20 protein-coding genes are annotated in these 17,961 nt (G+C 67.4%); 15 read left to right on the forward strand and 5 right to left on the reverse strand.

The annotated features are described in order from the left end of the window. The first annotated feature begins 4 nt into the window (after nt 1-4). The 5 genes from ACOAPY_RS15375 (at nt 5) to ACOAPY_RS15395 (ending at nt 3,328) form a co-directional block, all read left to right on the forward strand. Nucleotides 5-730 carry a substrate-binding periplasmic protein gene (locus ACOAPY_RS15375; protein WP_465153871.1) on the forward strand — a complete coding sequence of 242 codons (726 nt, stop codon included), beginning with the start codon at nt 5-7 and terminating at the stop codon, nt 728-730. 64 nt (nt 731-794) lie between these two features. After that, nucleotides 795-1,754 (forward strand): alpha/beta hydrolase, encoded by a 960-nt coding sequence (locus tag ACOAPY_RS15380; protein WP_465153872.1) that lies wholly within the window; start codon nt 795-797, stop codon nt 1,752-1,754. Further along, nucleotides 1,751-2,221, forward strand: coding sequence for a MaoC family dehydratase (locus ACOAPY_RS15385; protein ID WP_465153873.1), 471 nt, complete (start codon nt 1,751-1,753; stop codon nt 2,219-2,221). Before ACOAPY_RS15380 ends, ACOAPY_RS15385 begins: the two co-directional genes overlap by 4 nt. Before the next feature lie 65 nt (nt 2,222-2,286). Next, the gene (locus tag ACOAPY_RS15390) at nt 2,287-2,412 is read left to right on the forward strand and encodes a hypothetical protein (protein WP_465153874.1); all 126 of its coding nucleotides are present in this window, start codon (nt 2,287-2,289) and stop codon (nt 2,410-2,412) included. A 31-nt stretch (nt 2,413-2,443) separates the two neighbouring features. Beyond that, entirely contained in the window at nt 2,444-3,328 is an 885-nt protein-coding gene (locus tag ACOAPY_RS15395) for a DUF6279 family lipoprotein (protein WP_465153875.1), read from the forward strand. On the opposite strand, the gene ung is transcribed toward ACOAPY_RS15395, so the two are convergent. Continuing rightward, complete coding sequence (ung, locus tag ACOAPY_RS15400; RefSeq protein ID WP_465153876.1) at nt 3,288-3,986, reverse strand: uracil-DNA glycosylase; 699 nt, start codon at nt 3,984-3,986, stop codon at nt 3,288-3,290. The two genes, ACOAPY_RS15395 and ung, sit on opposite strands and share 41 nt — an antisense overlap. Nucleotides 3,987-4,140: 154 nt before the next feature. Here ung and ACOAPY_RS15405 point away from each other — a divergent pair, with 154 nt between their 5' ends. From ACOAPY_RS15405 to ACOAPY_RS15415, 3 genes are all read left to right on the forward strand, one after another. Next, complete coding sequence (locus tag ACOAPY_RS15405; RefSeq protein WP_465153877.1) at nt 4,141-4,563, forward strand: PaaI family thioesterase; 423 nt, start codon at nt 4,141-4,143, stop codon at nt 4,561-4,563. A 61-nt stretch (nt 4,564-4,624) separates the two neighbouring features. Beyond that, entirely contained in the window at nt 4,625-4,903 is a 279-nt protein-coding gene (locus ACOAPY_RS15410) for a Rho-binding antiterminator (protein WP_465153878.1), read from the forward strand. A 91-nt stretch (nt 4,904-4,994) separates the two neighbouring features. Then, nucleotides 4,995-5,810, forward strand: a complete 816-nt coding sequence (locus tag ACOAPY_RS15415; RefSeq protein WP_465153879.1) for an HDOD domain-containing protein — start codon at nt 4,995-4,997, stop codon at nt 5,808-5,810. Here ACOAPY_RS15415 and ACOAPY_RS15420 read toward each other — a convergent pair whose 3' ends face one another. Next, on the reverse strand, nt 5,811-6,692 hold the full coding sequence (locus ACOAPY_RS15420; RefSeq protein ID WP_061903725.1) for an AraC family transcriptional regulator: 882 nt from the start codon (nt 6,690-6,692) through the stop codon (nt 5,811-5,813). A gap of 119 nt (nt 6,693-6,811) precedes the next feature. Here ACOAPY_RS15420 and ACOAPY_RS15425 point away from each other — a divergent pair, with 119 nt between their 5' ends. The 7 genes from ACOAPY_RS15425 to mmsB all read left to right on the forward strand — a co-directional run bounded on the left by ACOAPY_RS15425 (nt 6,812) and on the right by mmsB (nt 14,729). Next, complete coding sequence (locus tag ACOAPY_RS15425) at nt 6,812-8,305, forward strand: CoA-acylating methylmalonate-semialdehyde dehydrogenase (protein WP_465153880.1); 1,494 nt, start codon at nt 6,812-6,814, stop codon at nt 8,303-8,305. Nucleotides 8,306-8,411: 106 nt separating this feature from the next. Beyond that, nucleotides 8,412-9,659, forward strand: a complete 1,248-nt coding sequence (locus ACOAPY_RS15430) for an ABC transporter substrate-binding protein (protein ID WP_465153881.1) — start codon at nt 8,412-8,414, stop codon at nt 9,657-9,659. Nucleotides 9,660-9,665: 6 nt separating this feature from the next. Further along, on the forward strand, nt 9,666-10,829 hold the full coding sequence (locus ACOAPY_RS15435; RefSeq protein ID WP_465153882.1) for an isobutyryl-CoA dehydrogenase: 1,164 nt from the start codon (nt 9,666-9,668) through the stop codon (nt 10,827-10,829). A 122-nt stretch (nt 10,830-10,951) separates the two neighbouring features. Beyond that, nucleotides 10,952-11,770: an enoyl-CoA hydratase gene (locus ACOAPY_RS15440; RefSeq protein ID WP_021699332.1), complete on the forward strand. Its 819-nt coding sequence runs from the start codon at nt 10,952-10,954 to the stop codon at nt 11,768-11,770. 94 nt (nt 11,771-11,864) lie between these two features. Beyond that, entirely contained in the window at nt 11,865-12,968 is a 1,104-nt protein-coding gene (locus ACOAPY_RS15445) for an enoyl-CoA hydratase/isomerase family protein (RefSeq protein ID WP_465153883.1), read from the forward strand. Nucleotides 12,969-12,982: 14 nt separating this feature from the next. Further along, the gene (locus tag ACOAPY_RS15450; protein ID WP_465153884.1) at nt 12,983-13,819 is read left to right on the forward strand and encodes an isocitrate lyase/PEP mutase family protein; all 837 of its coding nucleotides are present in this window, start codon (nt 12,983-12,985) and stop codon (nt 13,817-13,819) included. A 25-nt stretch (nt 13,820-13,844) separates the two neighbouring features. Beyond that, nucleotides 13,845-14,729 (forward strand): 3-hydroxyisobutyrate dehydrogenase, encoded by an 885-nt coding sequence (mmsB, locus tag ACOAPY_RS15455; RefSeq protein ID WP_465153885.1) that lies wholly within the window; start codon nt 13,845-13,847, stop codon nt 14,727-14,729. Between the two features lie 51 nt (nt 14,730-14,780). Here mmsB and ACOAPY_RS15460 read toward each other — a convergent pair whose 3' ends face one another. From ACOAPY_RS15460 to ACOAPY_RS15470, 3 genes are all read right to left on the reverse strand, one after another. Next, on the reverse strand, nt 14,781-15,254 hold the full coding sequence (locus ACOAPY_RS15460) for a hypothetical protein (RefSeq protein ID WP_076579431.1): 474 nt from the start codon (nt 15,252-15,254) through the stop codon (nt 14,781-14,783). A 126-nt stretch (nt 15,255-15,380) separates the two neighbouring features. Continuing rightward, the gene (locus tag ACOAPY_RS15465; protein ID WP_465153886.1) at nt 15,381-16,481 is read right to left on the reverse strand and encodes an alginate O-acetyltransferase AlgX-related protein; all 1,101 of its coding nucleotides are present in this window, start codon (nt 16,479-16,481) and stop codon (nt 15,381-15,383) included. 57 nt (nt 16,482-16,538) lie between these two features. Continuing rightward, on the reverse strand, nt 16,539-17,954 hold the full coding sequence (locus ACOAPY_RS15470) for an MBOAT family O-acyltransferase (RefSeq protein WP_465153887.1): 1,416 nt from the start codon (nt 17,952-17,954) through the stop codon (nt 16,539-16,541). Between the last annotated feature and the right edge of the window lie 7 nt (nt 17,955-17,961).

The following is a 17,961-nucleotide window of genomic DNA, read 5'->3' on the forward strand; positions in this document are numbered from 1 at the left end:
GACCATGCATCGCCCCCTATTGCTCGCCACTATCGCGCTGTTTTGCCTGCCACTGGCGGCCGAACCACGCCTCGCAGCACCGGAGTATCCACCCTACAGTTCAGCGTCATTGCCGGCCGGCGGCAGCTTTATCGAACTCACCCGCAGCGCCTTCGCCACGCAGGGCTACAACCCGGACATCGACTTCATGCCGTGGGCACGTGTACGTGCCAAGCTGCATTCCAGTCGCTACCAGGGTGCCCTACCCCTTTGGCCACGGGAGGTCAGGGAGGAAAAACTGCGGGCCTCACGCCCACTCTTCTACAGTCAGCTAGGCCTTTTCGTCAGACGCAACACCCCGTTAGTCTTCAGTAGCCTGGACGATCTGCGCGGTCTTCGAGTCGGCGTTGTCCGCGGCTACGGCTACCCGGCCCGTATCATGAATTCGGGCATCCACCTGGAGGAGGCGGTCGACGACATCAGCAACCTGCGCAAACTGGCAGCCAGGCGATTCGACCTGGTGCTATTGGAACGACGGGTTGGCGAGCACCTGATTTCCAACGATACGAACCTGCGCGACCGCCTGGTGTGGCAGGAACCGGCTCTGGAGAGCATTCCCCTGGTGGTCGGTTTCACCGCCCCAGGACCCGGCCAACCAGACTGGGCCGCAATCTTCGAGCGCGGCCTGCTCGAACTGCACGCCAGCGGCGAGTACCTGCGCATCCTCAAACGTCACAACGAGTGGCGCTAGCGGCCCTTTGCGCGATAGCCCCGGCCATGCACAATGCCGCCAATAACCGGGCACAAGGATCGCCATGCACCCACAAGACTTCCGGATCGGCGCCAGTGACGGCACCGCCCTGCGCGTACTCCACTGGCCGACCGAGACACCGCCCAAGGCGCTGCTGATGATCGCTCACGGCATGGCGGAACATGCCGAGCGCTATGCGCGCCTGGCCGAGGCGCTCACTGCCGCCGGCTATGGTGTGTATGCCCTGGATCAGCGCGGCCATGGCCGCACGGCGGACCAGGGCCTGCTCGGCCACTACGCCGACACGGACGGCTGGAACAAGGTGGTCGGCGACCTGGCCACGCTCAATCACTACATCCGTAAACAGCACCCGCAGGCGCCGATCTTCCTGCTCGGCCACAGCATGGGCAGCTACATCGGCATCGCCTACCTGATGCAGCACAGTTGCAGCCTGCAGGGCGCCATCCTGTCCGGCTCGAACTACCAGCCGTTGCCGGTCTACCAGGCCGCAAGCCTGATCACCCGTTTCGAGCGCTGGCGCCTGGGCCCGACCGGACGCAGCCGGCTGATCGACTTCCTCTCCTTCGGCTCGTTCAACAAAGCCTTCAAGCCCAATCGCACCGCCTTCGACTGGCTCAGCCGCGACCCGGCGGAAGTGGACAAGTACGTGACCGACCCGCTGTGCGGCTTCGTCTGCACCACCCAGCTGTGGTGCGACCTGATGGGCGGCCTGCAACAGATCACCCCGGTAGAGAACCTGGCGCAGATAGACGCCGACCTGCCGCTGCTGGTAATCGGCGGCGACCACGACCCGGTCAGCCAGGGCAAGCGCCTGGGCGACCTGGCCGGCGCCCTGCGCACTGCCGGTTTGCACAACGTAGAGCTGAAGATATATCCCCAAGCCCGCCACGAGCTGCTCAACGAGAGCAACCGCGACGAAGTCACCACCTACCTGCGCGACTGGCTGGACCGGGCCCTGGCCCGCAGCCGCGCGTGCACCCACCCCATCGAGGAACCCGTATGACCCAGGTCACCAACATCCCCTACGACAACCTTGAAGTCGGCCAGCAGGCCAGTCTGGAAAGGACCGTCGAGGAACGCGACATCCAGCTGTTCGCCGCCGTCTCCGGCGACAACAACCCGGTGCACCTGGACGCTGCCTTCGCCGCCGAGACGATGTTCAAAGAGCGCATCGCCCACGGCATGTTCAGCGGCGCGCTGATCAGCGCGGCCATCGCCTGCCGCCTGCCCGGCCCGGGCACCATCTACCTCGGCCAGCAGCTCAAGTTCACCCGTCCGGTGAAACTCGGTGACACCCTGACCGTGCAACTGGAAGTGCTGGAGAAACTGCCCAAGGGCCGCGTACGCCTGGCCACCCGCGTGTTCAACCAGAACCAGGAGCAGGTGGTCGACGGCGAGGCCGAAGTGCTGGCGCCGCGCGCCGAGCAGACCCTGAATATGCCAGAGATGCCGAAGGTTAGCGTCGGCTGATCCTTCGACCATGTTCAGCAAGGCCGCTCGATGAGCGGCCTTTTTCATCAACCTGCGGATTCGCAATGCGCAGCATCATGCTGCGTGGCGCCGGTGTCGAGGAACTGTGGCGGGAGATCCTGATCCTAGGAGTGTTCTGCATCGTGCTGCTGGGCCTGGCCGTGATGCGCATCCACAAGCGCCTGGACTAGGCTGACGCAGCAACGCCCCCCGGAGGCTGCCATGCGACGACCGCTGCGTCTGCTCACCCTGCTGGCCTGCCTGGCGCTGCTCGGCGCCTGCAGCCGTTTCGACCTGGCCTACCGCAACCTCGACTGGCTGCTGGCCTGGCGCATCGACCGCTACCTCGACCTGAATGCCGAACAGAAGGCCTGGCTCGAACCGCGCCTGGACCAGCACCTGACCTGGCACTGCAGCACCCAGCTGCCGCTGCTGACCCACTGGCTGGACCAGGACCGCGCCGCCCTTGCCGCCGGCGAACTGGACGCGCCTCAGCTGCGCGCCCGCCTGGGCGAGCTGCGCGCTGCGCTCGAACAGATTCCCGGAGAGGTCAGCCCGACCGTCGCCGGCCTGCTGCAGCAGCTCAGCCCGCTGCAGGTGCAGCAGTTACGCGAACAGATGGCCAGGGAAAATGCCGAGCTGCGCCGCGAATTCGTCACCCCACCGCTGGAACAGCAGATCGCGCTACGCGCGGAGAACACGGAAAAGCGCCTACAGCCCTGGTTCGGCGAGCTCAACGCAGCGCAACAAGCACTGGTGCGCAGCTGGGCAGGGCAACGCGGCGAGCAGAACCGCCTGTGGCTGGACAGCCGCGAGCGCTGGCAGGCAGCGTTGCTGCAGGAGCTGGAGGGCCGCCGCAGTGCCGACTTCGCCGCGCGCATCGAGCGCCTGCTGCGCGAACGACAGAGCTACTGGAGTGATGCCTACCGGCAGTCGTTCGCGCAGAGCGAAGACGACCTGGCCGAGTTGTTCGGCCAGCTGATTGCCAGCGCCGACAACGCCCAGCGCCAGCGCCTGTATGACCGCCTCGGTGCTCTGCGCGAGGACATCGCCGGGCTGGAGTGCATCACGCCGGCAGCGGCGGGAGTCGCCAGTCGATCGGAGTAAGACCGCACTGCTTGAGGTACTGGTTGGTGCGGCTGAAGTGGCCGTTGCCGAGGAAACCCCGGTAGGCCGACAGCGGCGAGGGATGCGCCGACTTCAGCACCAGATGGCGGGTGGTATCGATCAGCTTCTGCTTGCTCTGCGCGTGCGCGCCCCAGAGCAGGAACACCAGGTTGCCGGGGCGCGCATTGACCACCTCGATCACCTTGTCGGTGAAAGGCTGCCAGCCCTTGTCGGCGTGCGATCCGGCGCTGGCCTGCTGCACCGTCAGCGAAGTGTTGAGCAGCAGCACGCCCTGCTCCGCCCAGCTCTGCAGGTAGCCGTGCGCGGGGATGTCGATGTTCAGGTCGCGCTTGAGCTCCTTGAAGATGTTCACCAGCGAAGGCGGCGCCGGCACGCCCGGCTGTACCGAGAAGCACAGGCCATGGGCCTGGCCGGGACCGTGATAGGGGTCCTGGCCGATGATCACCACCTTGACCTGATCCAGCGGCGTGGAATTGAGCGCATTGAAGATCAGCGGCCCCGGCGGATAGATCACCTTGCCGGCCGCCTTCTCGGTACGCAGGAATTCGCTCAGCGCCTTCATGTAAGGCTTGTCGAACTCCTCGCGCAGGGCTTCTTTCCAGCCCGGTTCGAGTTTGATGCGGTCGTCGGCGCTCATGCGGCTTTCCTGCGGTAAAAACGAAAGCGGCACGCTAGGCAAGGCACCCGGGCAAGTCAAGGCTGATGCCGCGCCATCACGCCGCTGGATGCGTGTGGCGGCGCCACGCCAGCCGACCAAGACTGCAAGCTCCCACTGCCGAGGAGCATGGATCATGAGCACTGACGACAACGTAACCGGGATCAGCCGCGAACGCCTGGAGCAGGCGCTGCAACACTCCACCTTCGCCCAGCTGCTGGGCGCCGAACTGCTCGACTTCGAACCCGGCCGCGTCAGCCTGCAGGTACGCAGCCGGCCGGACCTGTGCCAGCACCACGGCTACCTGCACGGCGCGGTGGTCGGCTTCATGGTCGACAGCGGCTGCGCCTGGGCGGCGGCCTCGCTGTGCGGCGACGTGGTCACCAGCGAGTACAAGCTCAACCTGCTGGCCCCGGCCGTCGGCGAGCGCCTGCTGTGCCGCAGCGAGGTGCTCAAGGCCGGCCAGCGCCAGGCGGTGTGCCGGGCCGATGTATTTGCGCTGAAGGATGGCCTGGAGAAGCTGGTCGCTACCGGGCTGGCGACCATTGCCCGGGTGTGAAACTCAGCCAGCACCTAGACTTGCCCTAGGCGTCGACACTGGCGAACCGGGAGAAACCGAAATGGCCGATTACCAGCCCCTGAACTGCGACCTGTACGACTACCTGGAGATCGCCTGCATGCACGGCTATCGCCTGCAGGTCGAGCTGGTCGACGGCCCCGGCTTCATGGCCAGAGCGCTGGATACCCGCACGGCGGCGAGCAAGGAGGAGTTCCTCGTGCTGCAGACCGACGAGGGCCGGCAGGAAGTGCGCCTGGATCGCCTGCTGGCCATCACCCCGCTCGACCCCGGCGCCCGTTTCGGCCGAGTGGAGCTGGCCGGCAGGGTCTGCTCGATCTGATCGCTCGCACGGGCCGCTCACCCGGCCATTCATGCGTCGGCGCCTGCAATTTGCTAGCATTGCCACCCCCTTGCCCCTCGTCGTCGTCACTATGTCGCAGTCCGCCAATGCCGTGCGTTTCGCCCTGCTCACCCGTTTTCTCAAGGGTGAAGCCAAGGTGCCACAGATGCCGGAAGCCGCCCTGCGCATTCGCCGCCTGCTGGAGGACCCGCGCACCTCGCTGGAACAGTTGGCACGGGTGATCAACAGCGATCCGCCGCTGGCGGCCTATCTGATGCAGTTCGCCGACAGCCCGCTGCTGCGCGGCGGCCGCCAGGGCATGTCCATGCGCGACCTGCTGGCGCGACTGGGCACCCGCCAGCTCAACGACCTGGTGCTGGGCTTCACCGTGCGCCACCTGTTCGCCAGCCGCGAAGCCATCCTGCAGCAGGCCTTTGCCCTGCGCTGGCGGCGTGCGCGGGAGCGCGCCGCCTACTGCGCGGCATTGGCACAGCGCTGCAGCCTGACGCTGGATGACGCCATGCTCGCCGGCCTGCTGCAGGACATCGGCAGCCTGCCGCTGCTGGACGAGCTGCAGCACTGGCCGGACTTCCCGCGCGAGATGGCGGCACTGGACGAATTGTGCGACCAGCTCTCCGCCGACATCGGCGCGCTGGTGCTGACGCGCTGGCAACTGCCCGCTGCCGTCATCGAATGCGCGCGCCAGCGCGGCCAGTGGCAGCGCCAGCACGAAGGCGCAGCGGACCTCACCGACCTGGTCCTGGTCGCCAGCGCCCTGCAGGCCGACGCGGCCGCCCTGATCGAACCCCTGCCGGCGCAACAGCGCCTCGGCCTGCAACAGCCGCTGGCTGAGCTGCGCGAGGCGCTGCGCCCCGAGCTGCAGCTGTGGCTGCGCCTGCTCGCCTGATCAGCCGCGATGCAGCGCCCGGTAATGACTGGGCGCCATGCCCACCACCTTCCTGAACAGCCGCGAGAAGTAGTACGGGTCGTCGTAGCCCAGCTGCTCGGCGATCTGCCGCACCTCCAGGCTGCCCTGGTCGAGCAGGCGGCAGGCCTGGGCCATCTTCAGCTGGATGAAGTCCTGGATCGGCGCATGGCCGGTCAGGGCACGGTAGGTCTTGGCAAAGTGGAAACGCGACAGCTTGAACTGCGCGGCCAGCTCGTCGAGGTTGAGGCTGCCGTGCAGGTGGCTGCGCATCACCGCCTGCACCGCGTCCACGTCCAGTACCCGTCCGGATTTCAGCGTGGTGCGGATCGGCAGCACGGCCAGCGAGCTGAGCAGCGCCTGCAGCTGGTGGGCGGCGTGGATGAAGTGCGCCGGGTTGAGGCCACGGCGGTGCAGGCCGAGCAGCGCCTCGAAGTCGGTCAGCAGGCGTGGCTGCACACCGATACGACGTACGCCGGGCTTGCCCAGCAGACGCAGGAAGTCGTCGCACAGGGCGCCGTCGAAATGCACCCAGTGGATGGTCCAGGGCCGCTGCGGGTCGGCGCCGTAGGTGTGCGCCAGGCCCTTGGGCAACAGCAGCAGGTCACCGCCACCCACCTCCAATCGTCCATCCCCGCAGTCCAGCCAGCCACGCCCGGCGCGGCAGTAGATGAGCAGGTGGTCATCCGGTAGAGGCCGCTGCATACGGTGCCCGGCGGCCTCCGGGTAGAAGCCCAGAGCCAGCGGATAGCAGCCTGCAGAGAGCGGGTGACGGGCCAGTACACGCCTCAGCCGAGGCGGCACGATAAAGCGCAGGCCGTTGGCCGGCAGTGGCCAGTTGGAGGTTTCCACCGAGGCGTTCATGGCGCCCTCATTGTTGTTCGAATGCCAAGATCGTCCATCCCCCGAGCAAGATCGTCAATCCACAGGGGGATCGGCTGCGGCTATAACAGGGGCACATAAGAACAATCAGGAGGCCCTCGATGCCCCAGGTGATCCCCCAGCTGATCAACGGCCAATGGCAGGCCAGCAACGCCCGCGAACTGATCGAGGTGACCGACCCGGCCACTCAGGAAGTGCTGGCCCTGGCGCCCAAGGCCACCCACGAGGAAATCGAGGCGGCCATCGCCGGCGCCAAGCAGGCCTTCTTCAGCTGGCGCGAAGTCCCGGTGCCGGAACGCGCGCGGCTGATGCTGCGCTACCAGCACCTGCTCAAGGAGCACCATGACGAGCTGGCCGAGATCCTCGCCAGCGAGACCGGCAAGACCTTCGCCGATGCCAAGGGCGACGTCTGGCGCGGTATCGAGGTAGCCGAGCATGCGGCCAACATCTGCAGCCTGATGATGGGCGAGACGGTGGAGAACGTCGCCCGCGAGATCGACACCGCCAGCTATATCCAGCCGCTCGGCGTGTGCGTCGGCATCACCCCGTTCAACTTCCCGGCGATGATCCCGCTGTGGATGTTCCCGCTGGCCATCGCCTGCGGCAACACCTTCATCCTCAAGCCCTCCGAGCAGGACCCGCTGACGCCCAACCGTCTGGCCGAGCTGTTCCTCGAGGCCGGTGCGCCGGCCGGCGTGCTGCAGGTGCTGCACGGCGGCCGCGAGGTGGTGGACGCCCTGCTCACCCACGAGGACATCCGCGCCATTTCCTTCGTCGGCTCGGTGCCGGTGGGCCAGCATATCTACCGCACGGGCACACAACACCTGAAGCGCGTGCAGGCCTTCGCCGGCGCCAAGAACCATATGGTGATCATGCCCGACGCGCCCAAGGACCAGGTGCTCAGCAACCTGGTGGGTGCCAGCTGCGGCGCCGCCGGGCAGCGCTGCATGGCGATCAGCGTGGCGGTGTTCGTCGGCGAGTCGAAACAGTGGATTGCCGAACTGGCCGCGCAGATGGCCGAGCTGCGCCCCGGCTACTGGAAGGACAGCGGCGCCGCCTACGGCCCACTGATCAGCCAGCAGGCCAAGCAGCGCGTGCAGAAGCTGATCGCCGAGGGCAAGGCGGAAGGCGCCGAGTGCCTGCTCGACGGCAGCCACTGCGAGGTGCCGGGCTATCCCGACGGCAACTGGCTGGGCCCGACCCTGTTCCGCAACGTCAAGCCGAACATGTCGATCTACCGCGAGGAGATCTTCGGCCCGGTGCTGGTGTGCATGGAGGTCGACACCCTGGAACAGGCCATCGAGCTGGTCAACGCCAGCCCGTTTGGCAACGGCACCAGCATCTTCACCCGCTCCGGTGGCGCCGCGCGGCATTACCAGCATGCGGTGGAGGTCGGCCAGGTGGGCATCAACGTGCCGATCCCGGTGCCGCTGCCATTCTTCTCCTTCACCGGCTGGAAGGGCTCCTTCTACGGCGACCTGCACGCCTACGGCAAGCAGGCGGTGCGCTTCTACACCGAGACCAAGACCGTCACCAGCAGGTGGTTTGATGACACTCCAGTAACGGGCCCGAACATGACCATTCAACTGAAGTAAAGGTTGATCCGCGGCACCACGGTGCCACTACGACGAAAAGACAATGCCTCCGCGTTCGCCAGGTCTGCACAGTCGGCCCTGGCATAACAACAACAGGGAGCATTGCATGAAACGACTGACTGCCTGTCTGGCCCTCTGGGCCGGACTCACCGCCGCCGCGCAGGCGGCCGAGCCGATCACCCTCGGCCTCAGCTACCCGCGCACCGGCAGCTACAAGGAAGAAGGACTGGCACAGATGCGTGGAGCCCTGCTGGCCATCGACGAGCTGAACGCCAAGGGCGGCGTGCTCGGCCGCCCGCTGCGCCTGTCCAGCCTGGACGACGCCTCGCGCCCGGAGAAGGCCGCACGCAACGTCGACAAGATGGCCGGCGAAGGTGCCGCCATGCTCTTCGGTGGTGCCTCCAGCGCCGCCGCGATCGCCGCCGGCAAGCGCGCCAGGGAACACGGCCTGCTGTACTTCGGCACCCTCACCTATTCCAACGACACCACCGGCAAGGACGGCCACCGCTACCTGTTCCGCGAGTGCAACAGTGCCTGGATGAGCGCCCGCGTGCTCGGCCAGTACCTGGCCAAGCAGCTGCCGGACAAGCGCTATTTCTACGTCACCGCCGACTACACCTGGGGTAACACCACCGAGAGCTCGCTGCGCGAGACCACCGGAACCCAGGACGGCGCGCGCAACCCCGGCCTCAAGGTCCCCTTCCCCGGCGCGCGCATGGCCGACTACCAGAACGCCCTGACCCAGGCCGCGCAGAGCGACGCCGAGGTGCTGGTACTGGTGCTGTTCGGCGAGGACCTGGTGCGCGCCATGCGCGTGGCCGAGAAACTCGGCCTGACCCGCAAGGTGCAGATCGTCGCGCCCAACCTGACCCAGGGCATCGTCGAGCAGGCCGGCCCCGGCCTGATGGAAGGCGTGGTGGGCACCGAGCCCTGGACCTGGCGCGTGCCGGAGCTGGAGGGCAGCCAGGCCGGCCAGGCCTTCGTGCGCAACTTCACCGAGCGCTATGAGGTCTACCCCTCCAGCGCCGCCGCCTCGGCCTACAGCATCGTCCAGCAGTGGGCGGAGGCCGCCGCCCGCGCCAAGAGCCTGGACAGCGAGGCACTGATCAAGGCCCTGGAAGGCCACCGCTACAGCCTGCTCAAGGGCCCGCAGGAGTGGCGCACCTTCGACCACCAGAATGTGCAGACGGTGTACGCGGTACGGGTCAAGAGCCGCGCCGAGGTGATGGCCTCGCCACGGCATCAGGATTACTTCGAGATCGTCCACCGCCTGGACGGCGACAAGGCCGCGCCCAGCCTGGCCGAATGGCGGGCCGAGCGGCGCGCCGCCGGCCAGCCCACGACATTGCAGTGAGAGCCTATGGACTTTGAGCTGAACGAAGAACAACGCCTGCTGGTCGACAGCGCCCGCGCCTTCGCCACGCGGGAGCTGGCGCCGCATGCCGCCGACTGGGACCGCGAGCAGCACTTCCCGCTGGAGGTGATCCGCCGCGCCGCCGAGCAGGGCTACCTGGCCCTGTACATCGGCGAGGACGACGGCGGCCTGGGCCTGTCGCGCCTGACCAGTTCGCTGATCTTCGAACAGCTCGCCGCCGGCTGCGTGGCCACCACGGCCTACCTGACCATCCACAATATGGCCACCTGGATGCTGGCCAGTTTCGCTGATGAAGCCCTGAAAGCGCAGTACCTGCCAGGGCTGACCAGCGGCGAGCTGCTGGCTTCCTACTGCCTGACCGAGCCGGACGCCGGCTCCGACGCCGCCCACCTGCGTACCCGTGCCCGCCGCGAGGGCGACGAGTACCTGCTGGACGGCAGCAAGTGCTTTATCTCCGGTGCGGGCAGCACGGATGTCTTGATCGTCATGGCCCGCACCGGCGAGGACGGCGCCAGGGGCATCTCCTGCTTCCTGGTGCCGGCGGGTGCCGAGGGCGTGAAGTACGGACGCAACGAGGACAAGATGGGCTGGAAGGCGCAACCAACCCGCACCATCAGCTTCGAGGGCGTGCGCATCCCCGCCGGCAACCGCATCGGCCCCGAGGGCCAGGGCTTCGTCTACGCCATGAAGGGCCTGGACGGCGGCCGCCTGAACATCGCCAGCTGCTCGCTCGGCGCGGCCCAGGCAGCGCTGGAGCAGAGCCTGCGCTACGTTGAGGAGCGCAAGCAGTTCGGCAAACCACTGGCCGAGTTCCAGGCCCTGCAGTTCAAGCTGGCCGACATGCTCACCGACCTGACCGCCAGCCGGCAGATGGTGCGCCTGGCCGCGCACAAGCTGGACAACCGCCACGCCGAGGCCGCGCTGTACTGCGCCATGGCCAAGCGCTTCGCTACCGACCACTGCTTCGCCCTGTGCAACGAAGCGCTGCAACTGCATGGCGGCTACGGTTACCTGAACGACTACCCACTGGAGCGCTGGGTGCGCGATAGCCGCGTTCACCAGATTCTGGAAGGCACCAACGAGATCATGCGGGTGATCATCGCCCGCCGCCTGCTGGACCAGGGCGGCATGCTCGATCGCCTGCTGTAGTTTTGGCTTTTAGTCCCCTCTCCCCTCGGGGAGAGGGTCAGGGAGAGGGGGCCGATCAACCTCCCTCTCCCCCTGCCCCTCTCCCATGAATGGGAGAGGGGAGTAATCCGACGAGGACCGTTATGAGCACCGCCATCGAACCCTACAACCCCGGCATGTTCGACCTGACCCACAAGCTGACCGTGGAGAAGCACGGCCATACCGCGCTGATCACCATCAACCATCCGCCGGCCAACACCTGGGACCGAGACTCGCTGATCGGCCTCAAGCAGGTGGTCGAGCACCTCAACCGCGACGACGACGTCTACGCCCTGGTGGTGACCGGCCAGGGTAGCAAGTTCTTCAGCGCCGGCGCCGACCTCAACCTGTTCGCCGACGGCGACAAGGCCCGCGCCCGCGAGATGGCGCGGCGCTTCGGCGAGGCCTTCGAGACCCTGCGCGACTTCCGCGGCGTGTCCATCGCCGCGATCAACGGCTACGCCATGGGCGGTGGCCTGGAATGCGCCCTGGCCTGCGACATCCGCATCGCCGAACGGCAGGCACAGATGGCCCTGCCGGAAGCCACGGTCGGCCTGCTGCCCTGCGCCGGCGGCACCCAGGCGCTGCCGTGGCTGGTCGGCGAAGGCTGGGCCAAGCGCATGATCCTCTGCGGCGAACGCATCGACGCCGAGACCGCCCTGCGCATCGGCCTGGTCGAACAGGTGGTGGACAGTGGCGAAGCGCGCGGCACCGCCCTGCTGCTGGCGGCCAAGGTGGCACGGCAGAGCCCGGTGGCGGTGCGCACCATCAAGCCGCTGATCCAGGGCGCCCGCGAACGTGGACCGAACACCTGGCTGTCCGAGGAGCGCGAGCGCTTCGTCGACCTGTTCGACGCCGACGATACCCGCGAGGGCGTCAACGCCTTCCTCGAAAAACGCGACGCCCAGTGGCGCAACAAGTGATCCGCAGGGTGGAAAACGACCGCAGGTCTTTTCCACCAACCTTCCCTTCGCTGGATAACGCTACGCGCTTATCCACCCTACGATGGCCCGCCTGATGAACATGCATTTCGAAGAACGTCCCGCCCAGCACGGCTATCGCATCGGCATCGCCAGCCTGGATGCGGAGAAGAGCCTCAACGCCCTGACCTTGCCGATGATCGAGGCCCTGGATGCCAAGCTGAAGCAGTGGACCGAGGACGAGCGTATCGCCTGCGTGCTGCTGCGCGGCAACGGGCCCAAGGCCTTCTGCGCCGGTGGCGACGTGGTGCAGCTGGCGCAGCAGTGCCGCGAACATCCCGGCGAGGTGCCGCCGCTGGCGCGACGCTTCTTCGCCGACGAATACCGCCTCGATCACCGCATCCACACCTACCCGAAACCGCTGATCTGCTGGGCCCATGGCCATGTGCTGGGCGGCGGTATGGGCCTGATGCAGGGCGCGGCGACCCGCATCGTCACCCCGAGCAGCCGCCTGGGCATGCCGGAGATCAATATCGGCCTGTTTCCGGATGTCGGCGGCAGCTGGTTCCTCGCCCGTCTGCCAGGCAGGCTCGGCCTGTTTCTCGGCCTCACCGCCGCCGGCATCAACGCCCGCGACGCTCTGGACCTGAATCTCGCCGACCGCTTTCTGCGTGACGAGCAGCAGGACGCGCTGCTCGACGGTCTGGTGCAGATGAACTGGCAACAGCAGGCACCGGAGCAGCTCAACAGCCTGCTGCGCGCCCTGGAGCACGAGGCCCGCGCCGAGTTGCCCCAAGCCCAGTGGCTGCCGCGCCGCGAGCGCATCGACGCGCTGCTCGACGTGGCCGACCTGCCCGCCGCCTGGCAGGCACTCAGCGCCCTGCAGGGCGACGACGACCCGCTGCTGGCACGCGCCGCCAAGACCCTGGCCGCCGGCTGCCCGCTGACCGCACACCTGGTCTGGGAGCAGATCCGCCGCGCCCGCCACCTGTCGCTGGCCGAGGTGTTCCGCATGGAATACGCCATGAGCCTGAACTGCTGCCGCCACCCGGAATTCCCCGAGGGTGTGCGCGCACGCCTGATCGACAAGGACCAGGCGCCGAAGTGGCACTGGCCCGACCCGGCGACCATTCCGGCGGCGGTGATCGCCGCCCACTTCGAGCCGGTGTGGGACGGCGTCCACCCACTGGCGGACCTGTAGCCAAGGAGCACGCCATGTCCAGCCAGTTGCACCAAGCCCAGGCCTTCCAGGCGCTGCACCGGCGCCCCGGGTGCTTCGTCCTCCCCAACCCCTGGGATGCCGGCTCGGCCAAGGCCCTTGCGGCACTTGGCTTCGAGGCGCTGGCCACCACCAGCGCCGGCCTGGCCTTCAGCCTAGGCCGGCAGGATGGCGCCGGCCTGATCAGCCGCGAGGACGCCCTGGACAACGCCCGGGCGATCATCGCCGCCACGGGCCTGCCGGTAGCCGCCGACCTGGAGAACGGCTTTGGCGACAGCCCGCAAGAATGCGCCCAGACCATCCACCTGGCGGCCCAGGCCGGCCTGGTCGGCGGCTCCATCGAGGATGCCAGCGGCCAGGCGGATACGCCAATCTACCCGTACGAGCTCGCGGTAGAACGCATCCAGGCTTCGGTCGAGGCGGCCCGCGCCCTGCCCTTCCCCTTCACCCTCTGCGCCCGCGCGGAGAACTTCCTGCACGGCCGCGCCGACCTGGCCGACACCATTAGCCGCCTGCAGGCCTATGCCGAAGCCGGTGCCGACGTGCTCTATGCCCCCGGCCTGCGCAGCCGCGAGGACATCGCCGCAGTGGTGCGCGCCGTGGCGCCCAAACCCGTCAACGTGGTGATGGGGCTGGGTTCGGCCAGCTTCACCGTCAGTGAGCTGGCCGAACTGGGCGTCAAGCGCATCAGCCTCGGTTCGTCCCTGGCCCGCGCCGCCTTTGGCGCCTTCCTGCGCGCCGCCGAGGAAGTGCGCACGCAGGGCAGCTTCACCTTCGCCGAGCAGGCCGAACCCTTCGCCCGGATCAACGCCCTGTTCCAGCAACAGCCCTGAGCCACCCACGAGGAGAACAATAACAATGACCCAGATCGCCTTCATCGGCCTTGGCCACATGGGCCTGCCGATGGCCCGCAACCTGCTCAAGGCCGGCTTTGCCGTCACCGCCTTCGACCTGGCGCAGGAGGCGCTGGACGCCTTCGCCCAGGATGGCGGCAAGCGCGCCGCCAATGCCGCCGAGGCCGTGCACGACGCCCAGGTGGTGGTCAGCATGCTGCCCGCCAGCCGCCATGTGGAGGGACTGTACCTGGGCGATGACGGCCTGCTGCAGAAGATCACGCCCGGCAGCCTGGTGCTGGAATGCTCGACCATCGCCCCGGACTCCGCGCGCAAGGTGCATGCGGCCGCCGCCGCACGTGGCATCGCCCTGCTCGATGCGCCCGTGTCCGGCGGTACTGCCGGCGCCGCCGCCGGCACCCTGACCTTCATGGTCGGCGGCAAGGCCGAGGCGCTGGAATGCGCGCGCACCGTGCTCGCCGCCATGGGCAAGAACATCTTCCACGCCGGCCCCGACGGTGCCGGCCAGGTGGCCAAGGTGTGCAACAACCAGCTGCTCGCGGTGCACATGATCGGCACCGCCGAAGCCATGGCCCTGGGCGTGGCCAGCGGCCTGGACCCGGCCGTGCTGGCCGAGATCATGCGCCAGAGTTCGGGCGGCAACTGGAGCCTGGAGAAGTACAACCCCTGGCCGGGGGTGATGGAGAACGTGCCGGCATCCAAGGGTTATGCGGGCGGCTTTATGGCCGAACTGATGGCCAAGGACCTTGGCCTCGCTCAGGAAGCCGCGCAGGCTACCGGCAGCAGCACACCGATGGGTGCGCTGGCGCTGCAGCTGTATCGCCTGCTGCTCAAGCAGGGCAACGGCAAGCTGGACTTCTCGGCGGTGCAGAAACTGTTCGTCGAATGATCGGCTGAACAGGAAAACGGCGAAGGACCTGCATCCTTCGCCGTTCCCCCATCAGTAGGCGCGGCGCGTACCGCCAACGCCCTCGCGCTGTTGCGAGTGGCGCCTGCCATCATGCTCGCGGGTGCCATCGTGCCGGCGCGGATAGCCGTCATAACGCTGCCCGCCATGTTGCTGCTGCCAGTAAGACCGGTCACGCCGGTCATGGCTGCGATAGCGCTGGTCCCAGCCATGGCGCGGTGGCTGGTAACCACGGTCATGCTCGCGATAGCGCTCGTGGCGCCTGCCATCCTGCCATTGGTAACGACCGTCATAGCCCGGCGCGTAGTAGGAGTGGCGACGCTCCTGATAACGGTCGCGGTGCCAACGGTGATAGCTGCGATCGTCTTCGTAGTAATAGATGCGGGTGGAGGGATAACTCTCGTAATAGCGCACGCTGGGGCCGGGATAACCGTAGTCACCGCCGTACACGGCGCAACCGCTGAGGCTCAGGGCCAGAACTGCAAGGACAAGGACTAGACGGGACATGGCGGCCTCCTTCGACCGCGGGGAAGGCGCCGGCGAGTGCCGGCTCCGGGACTGCTCTCACTGCATCTGACCGCGTCACCGGGGCAAGCACATGCCGCGCCCCGGGCGAACTTTCATTACAAGTTGTTACAGCGTCGACAGCTCGATGTCGTCCTTGTAGGGCGACTGCAGGTCGCGCTCGGGAATCTCCCAGATCAGCAGCTGCGGTGGCGTTTCGCGGAAAGCCGGGCTGGCGAAGTAGTCCTTGGCGGCGCCGGAGAATTCGCCGCCGTCCTTGGCAAAGTTGCCCAGGCTGGCCCCCAGTGCCTGCTCGAGGAAGGCCACGAAGTTGGAGTTGCGCGAGAAGGAGGTACCGATCAGCGCGACATTGGGCAGCTGACTGTCACCAAACAGGTCGTCCTCGCTCATTGCCTCGGCCTGCTCGACCTTGCTGAAGCGCGACTCGGCCACCCGCTCGCCCGCCGGCTGCAGGCCTTCCGGTAGCCAGTCGAGGCCCGCCAGACGCACCAGATCGCCAGGGCGCGGCGCCTCCGCCTGCAGCTCACGCTTGAGCTGCTGAGCCGGTGTAGGGGTCACGCCGAGCGCGCCGATCTGCGGCGCCAGGGCCAGTGCGGCAGCCTGCGCCCCTGCTTCGCTCCAGTGGGTGTCGCTGCGCAGGTAGGCCGAACTGCCCAGCCTCTGCAGGGTCGGTGCCAGGTCCAGCACCGCCACGCCGGCCTGCTGCAGCTGCGCCTGCCAGCGCTGCGCGCGATCGGCCAGCTGGGCGGAACGGCTGATACCGCACAGCTGGTCGGCGGCGATCCGGCTCTTGTCCGGCACCAGAGCCACCAGCAGGCGGATGTTGCGCGCCGCCAGCCAGTCACGCACGGCGAGCACCTTCTGCGCACGCGCCTGGGCATTGTCCTCGGCACGCGGGTGAATGCGGTTCTCGTCGGCCAGGAACAGCCAGCCCGGACACCCCTGGCGCACGCGCGCACCGGTGTCGCCAATCAGCAGCCAGCTGGCGGCGCGCTCCAGGTCGGCAGCCTTCCTGGCCAGCGCCACATGGGACAGCTCCTTGGCGATATGGTGAGTGATCTCGCCCTCGCCGATAGCCGCCCAACCGTGGTCCTTGGGCAGCAGGTCCACCTTGCCGCTGACGAACATGGCCCACAGGCAGCTGAGCAGACCGGCCAGCAGGAACACGAACATCACCACTCCGGCCACCGGGCTGAGCAGAATGGTCATCGCACTTGGCGGCACCGGAGCGAGGGAAGCGTCTTTTTTCGACATAAGGACGTCCCCTTAGAACTGGAAGTACAGGAAAGGTACGGTTTCACGGCTGGCGATCAGGGCGAACGACAGCAGGAAACCGGCGACCGGCCACAAGGCGCCAACCGCACGGAAGGTCAGGCTGTGACCGAAGCGTGCCTCGGCACGGGTCTGCAGCAACGGCAGCAGCAGACACACCACGCCGAGGGCGGCGGCGATGCCATGCGCCGGACGCAGGGTCGCCGCCAGGGCATCGCCCAGGGCGAAGCCGTTGAAACCGAACTGGCCGGCATACATGCCCAGCGCCGTGGCGAAGTCCGGCGAGCGGAACAGGGTCCAGGCCAGGCAGACGAACAGCAGCGTCACCGTGTGCGCCAGCGGCGCTGGAAGGTCCGGCAGGCCGGCGCGGCTCCAGGCGCGGTCGATGCACAGGGCGATACCGTGGGCGGCGCCCCAGAGCACGTAGTTCCAGCTGTCGCCGCCATGCCACAGACCGCCGATGGCCATGATCAGGAACAGGTTGCGGTAGGTCTTCCAGGTACCGAAGCGGTTGCCGCCCAGGCCGATGTACAGGTAGTCGCGCAGCCAGCTGGACAGCGAGATGTGCCAACGCCGCCAGAAGTCCTGGATATTGCGCGCCCAGTAGGGCCGGTTGAAGTTCTCCGGGAAGTGGAAGCCGAGCATCAGGCCCAGGCCGATGGCCATGGCGCTGTAGCCGGCGAAGTCGAAGAACAGCTGGAGCGAGTAAGCCAGGCAGCCGATCCAGGCATCGACGAAGGACGGGTTGGTCTGGTGGAAAGCCACATCCACCAGCGGCGACAGGCTGTCGGCCACCAGCACCTTCATGCTCATGCCGATCATGAAACGGCGCGCACCCAGGGCGAAGTTCAGCGGATTGAAGTAGCGCTGGACCAGCTCGCGACGCACCCAGTCGTAGCGGATGATCGGGCCGGCGATGGAGTGGCCGAACATCGCCAGGTAGGTGGCGAAGTTGGCAAAGCTGCGCTCCACCGGCACCACCTTGCGGTGGACGTCGACCAGGTAGGAAATCACCTGCAGCACGATGAACGACAGGCCGGCGGGCAGCGCCACCTTCTGCCACTCGAACGGCATGGAGCCGTGCGCGGTGAGCAACTCGTTGAAGGTCGCGGCGAGGATGTTGGCGTACTTGTACCAGCACAGCACCAGCACGTTGCCCACGATCAAGAGGGTCAGCAGGCGGTAGCGCCGGCGCGACTGTGGATCAGTCAGCTCCACCAGCAGGCCACCGACCCACCCCACCACCGTCAGCACCACGTGCAGCAGGAGGAAGGCCGGGCTCAGCCAGCCGTAGAAGATCCAGCTGCCGATCAGCAGCACATGGTTGCGCCCCCCCGGCCGGACCAGGGCATACACCAGCATGAAGGTGGGCAGGAACAGCAGCAGAAACTCGAGGGAGGCAAAAACCATGTCGGGA

This window comes from Pseudomonas stagnisoli (assembly GCF_048595745.1).
GTDB lineage: Bacteria > Pseudomonadota > Gammaproteobacteria > Pseudomonadales > Pseudomonadaceae > Aquipseudomonas > Aquipseudomonas alcaligenes_A.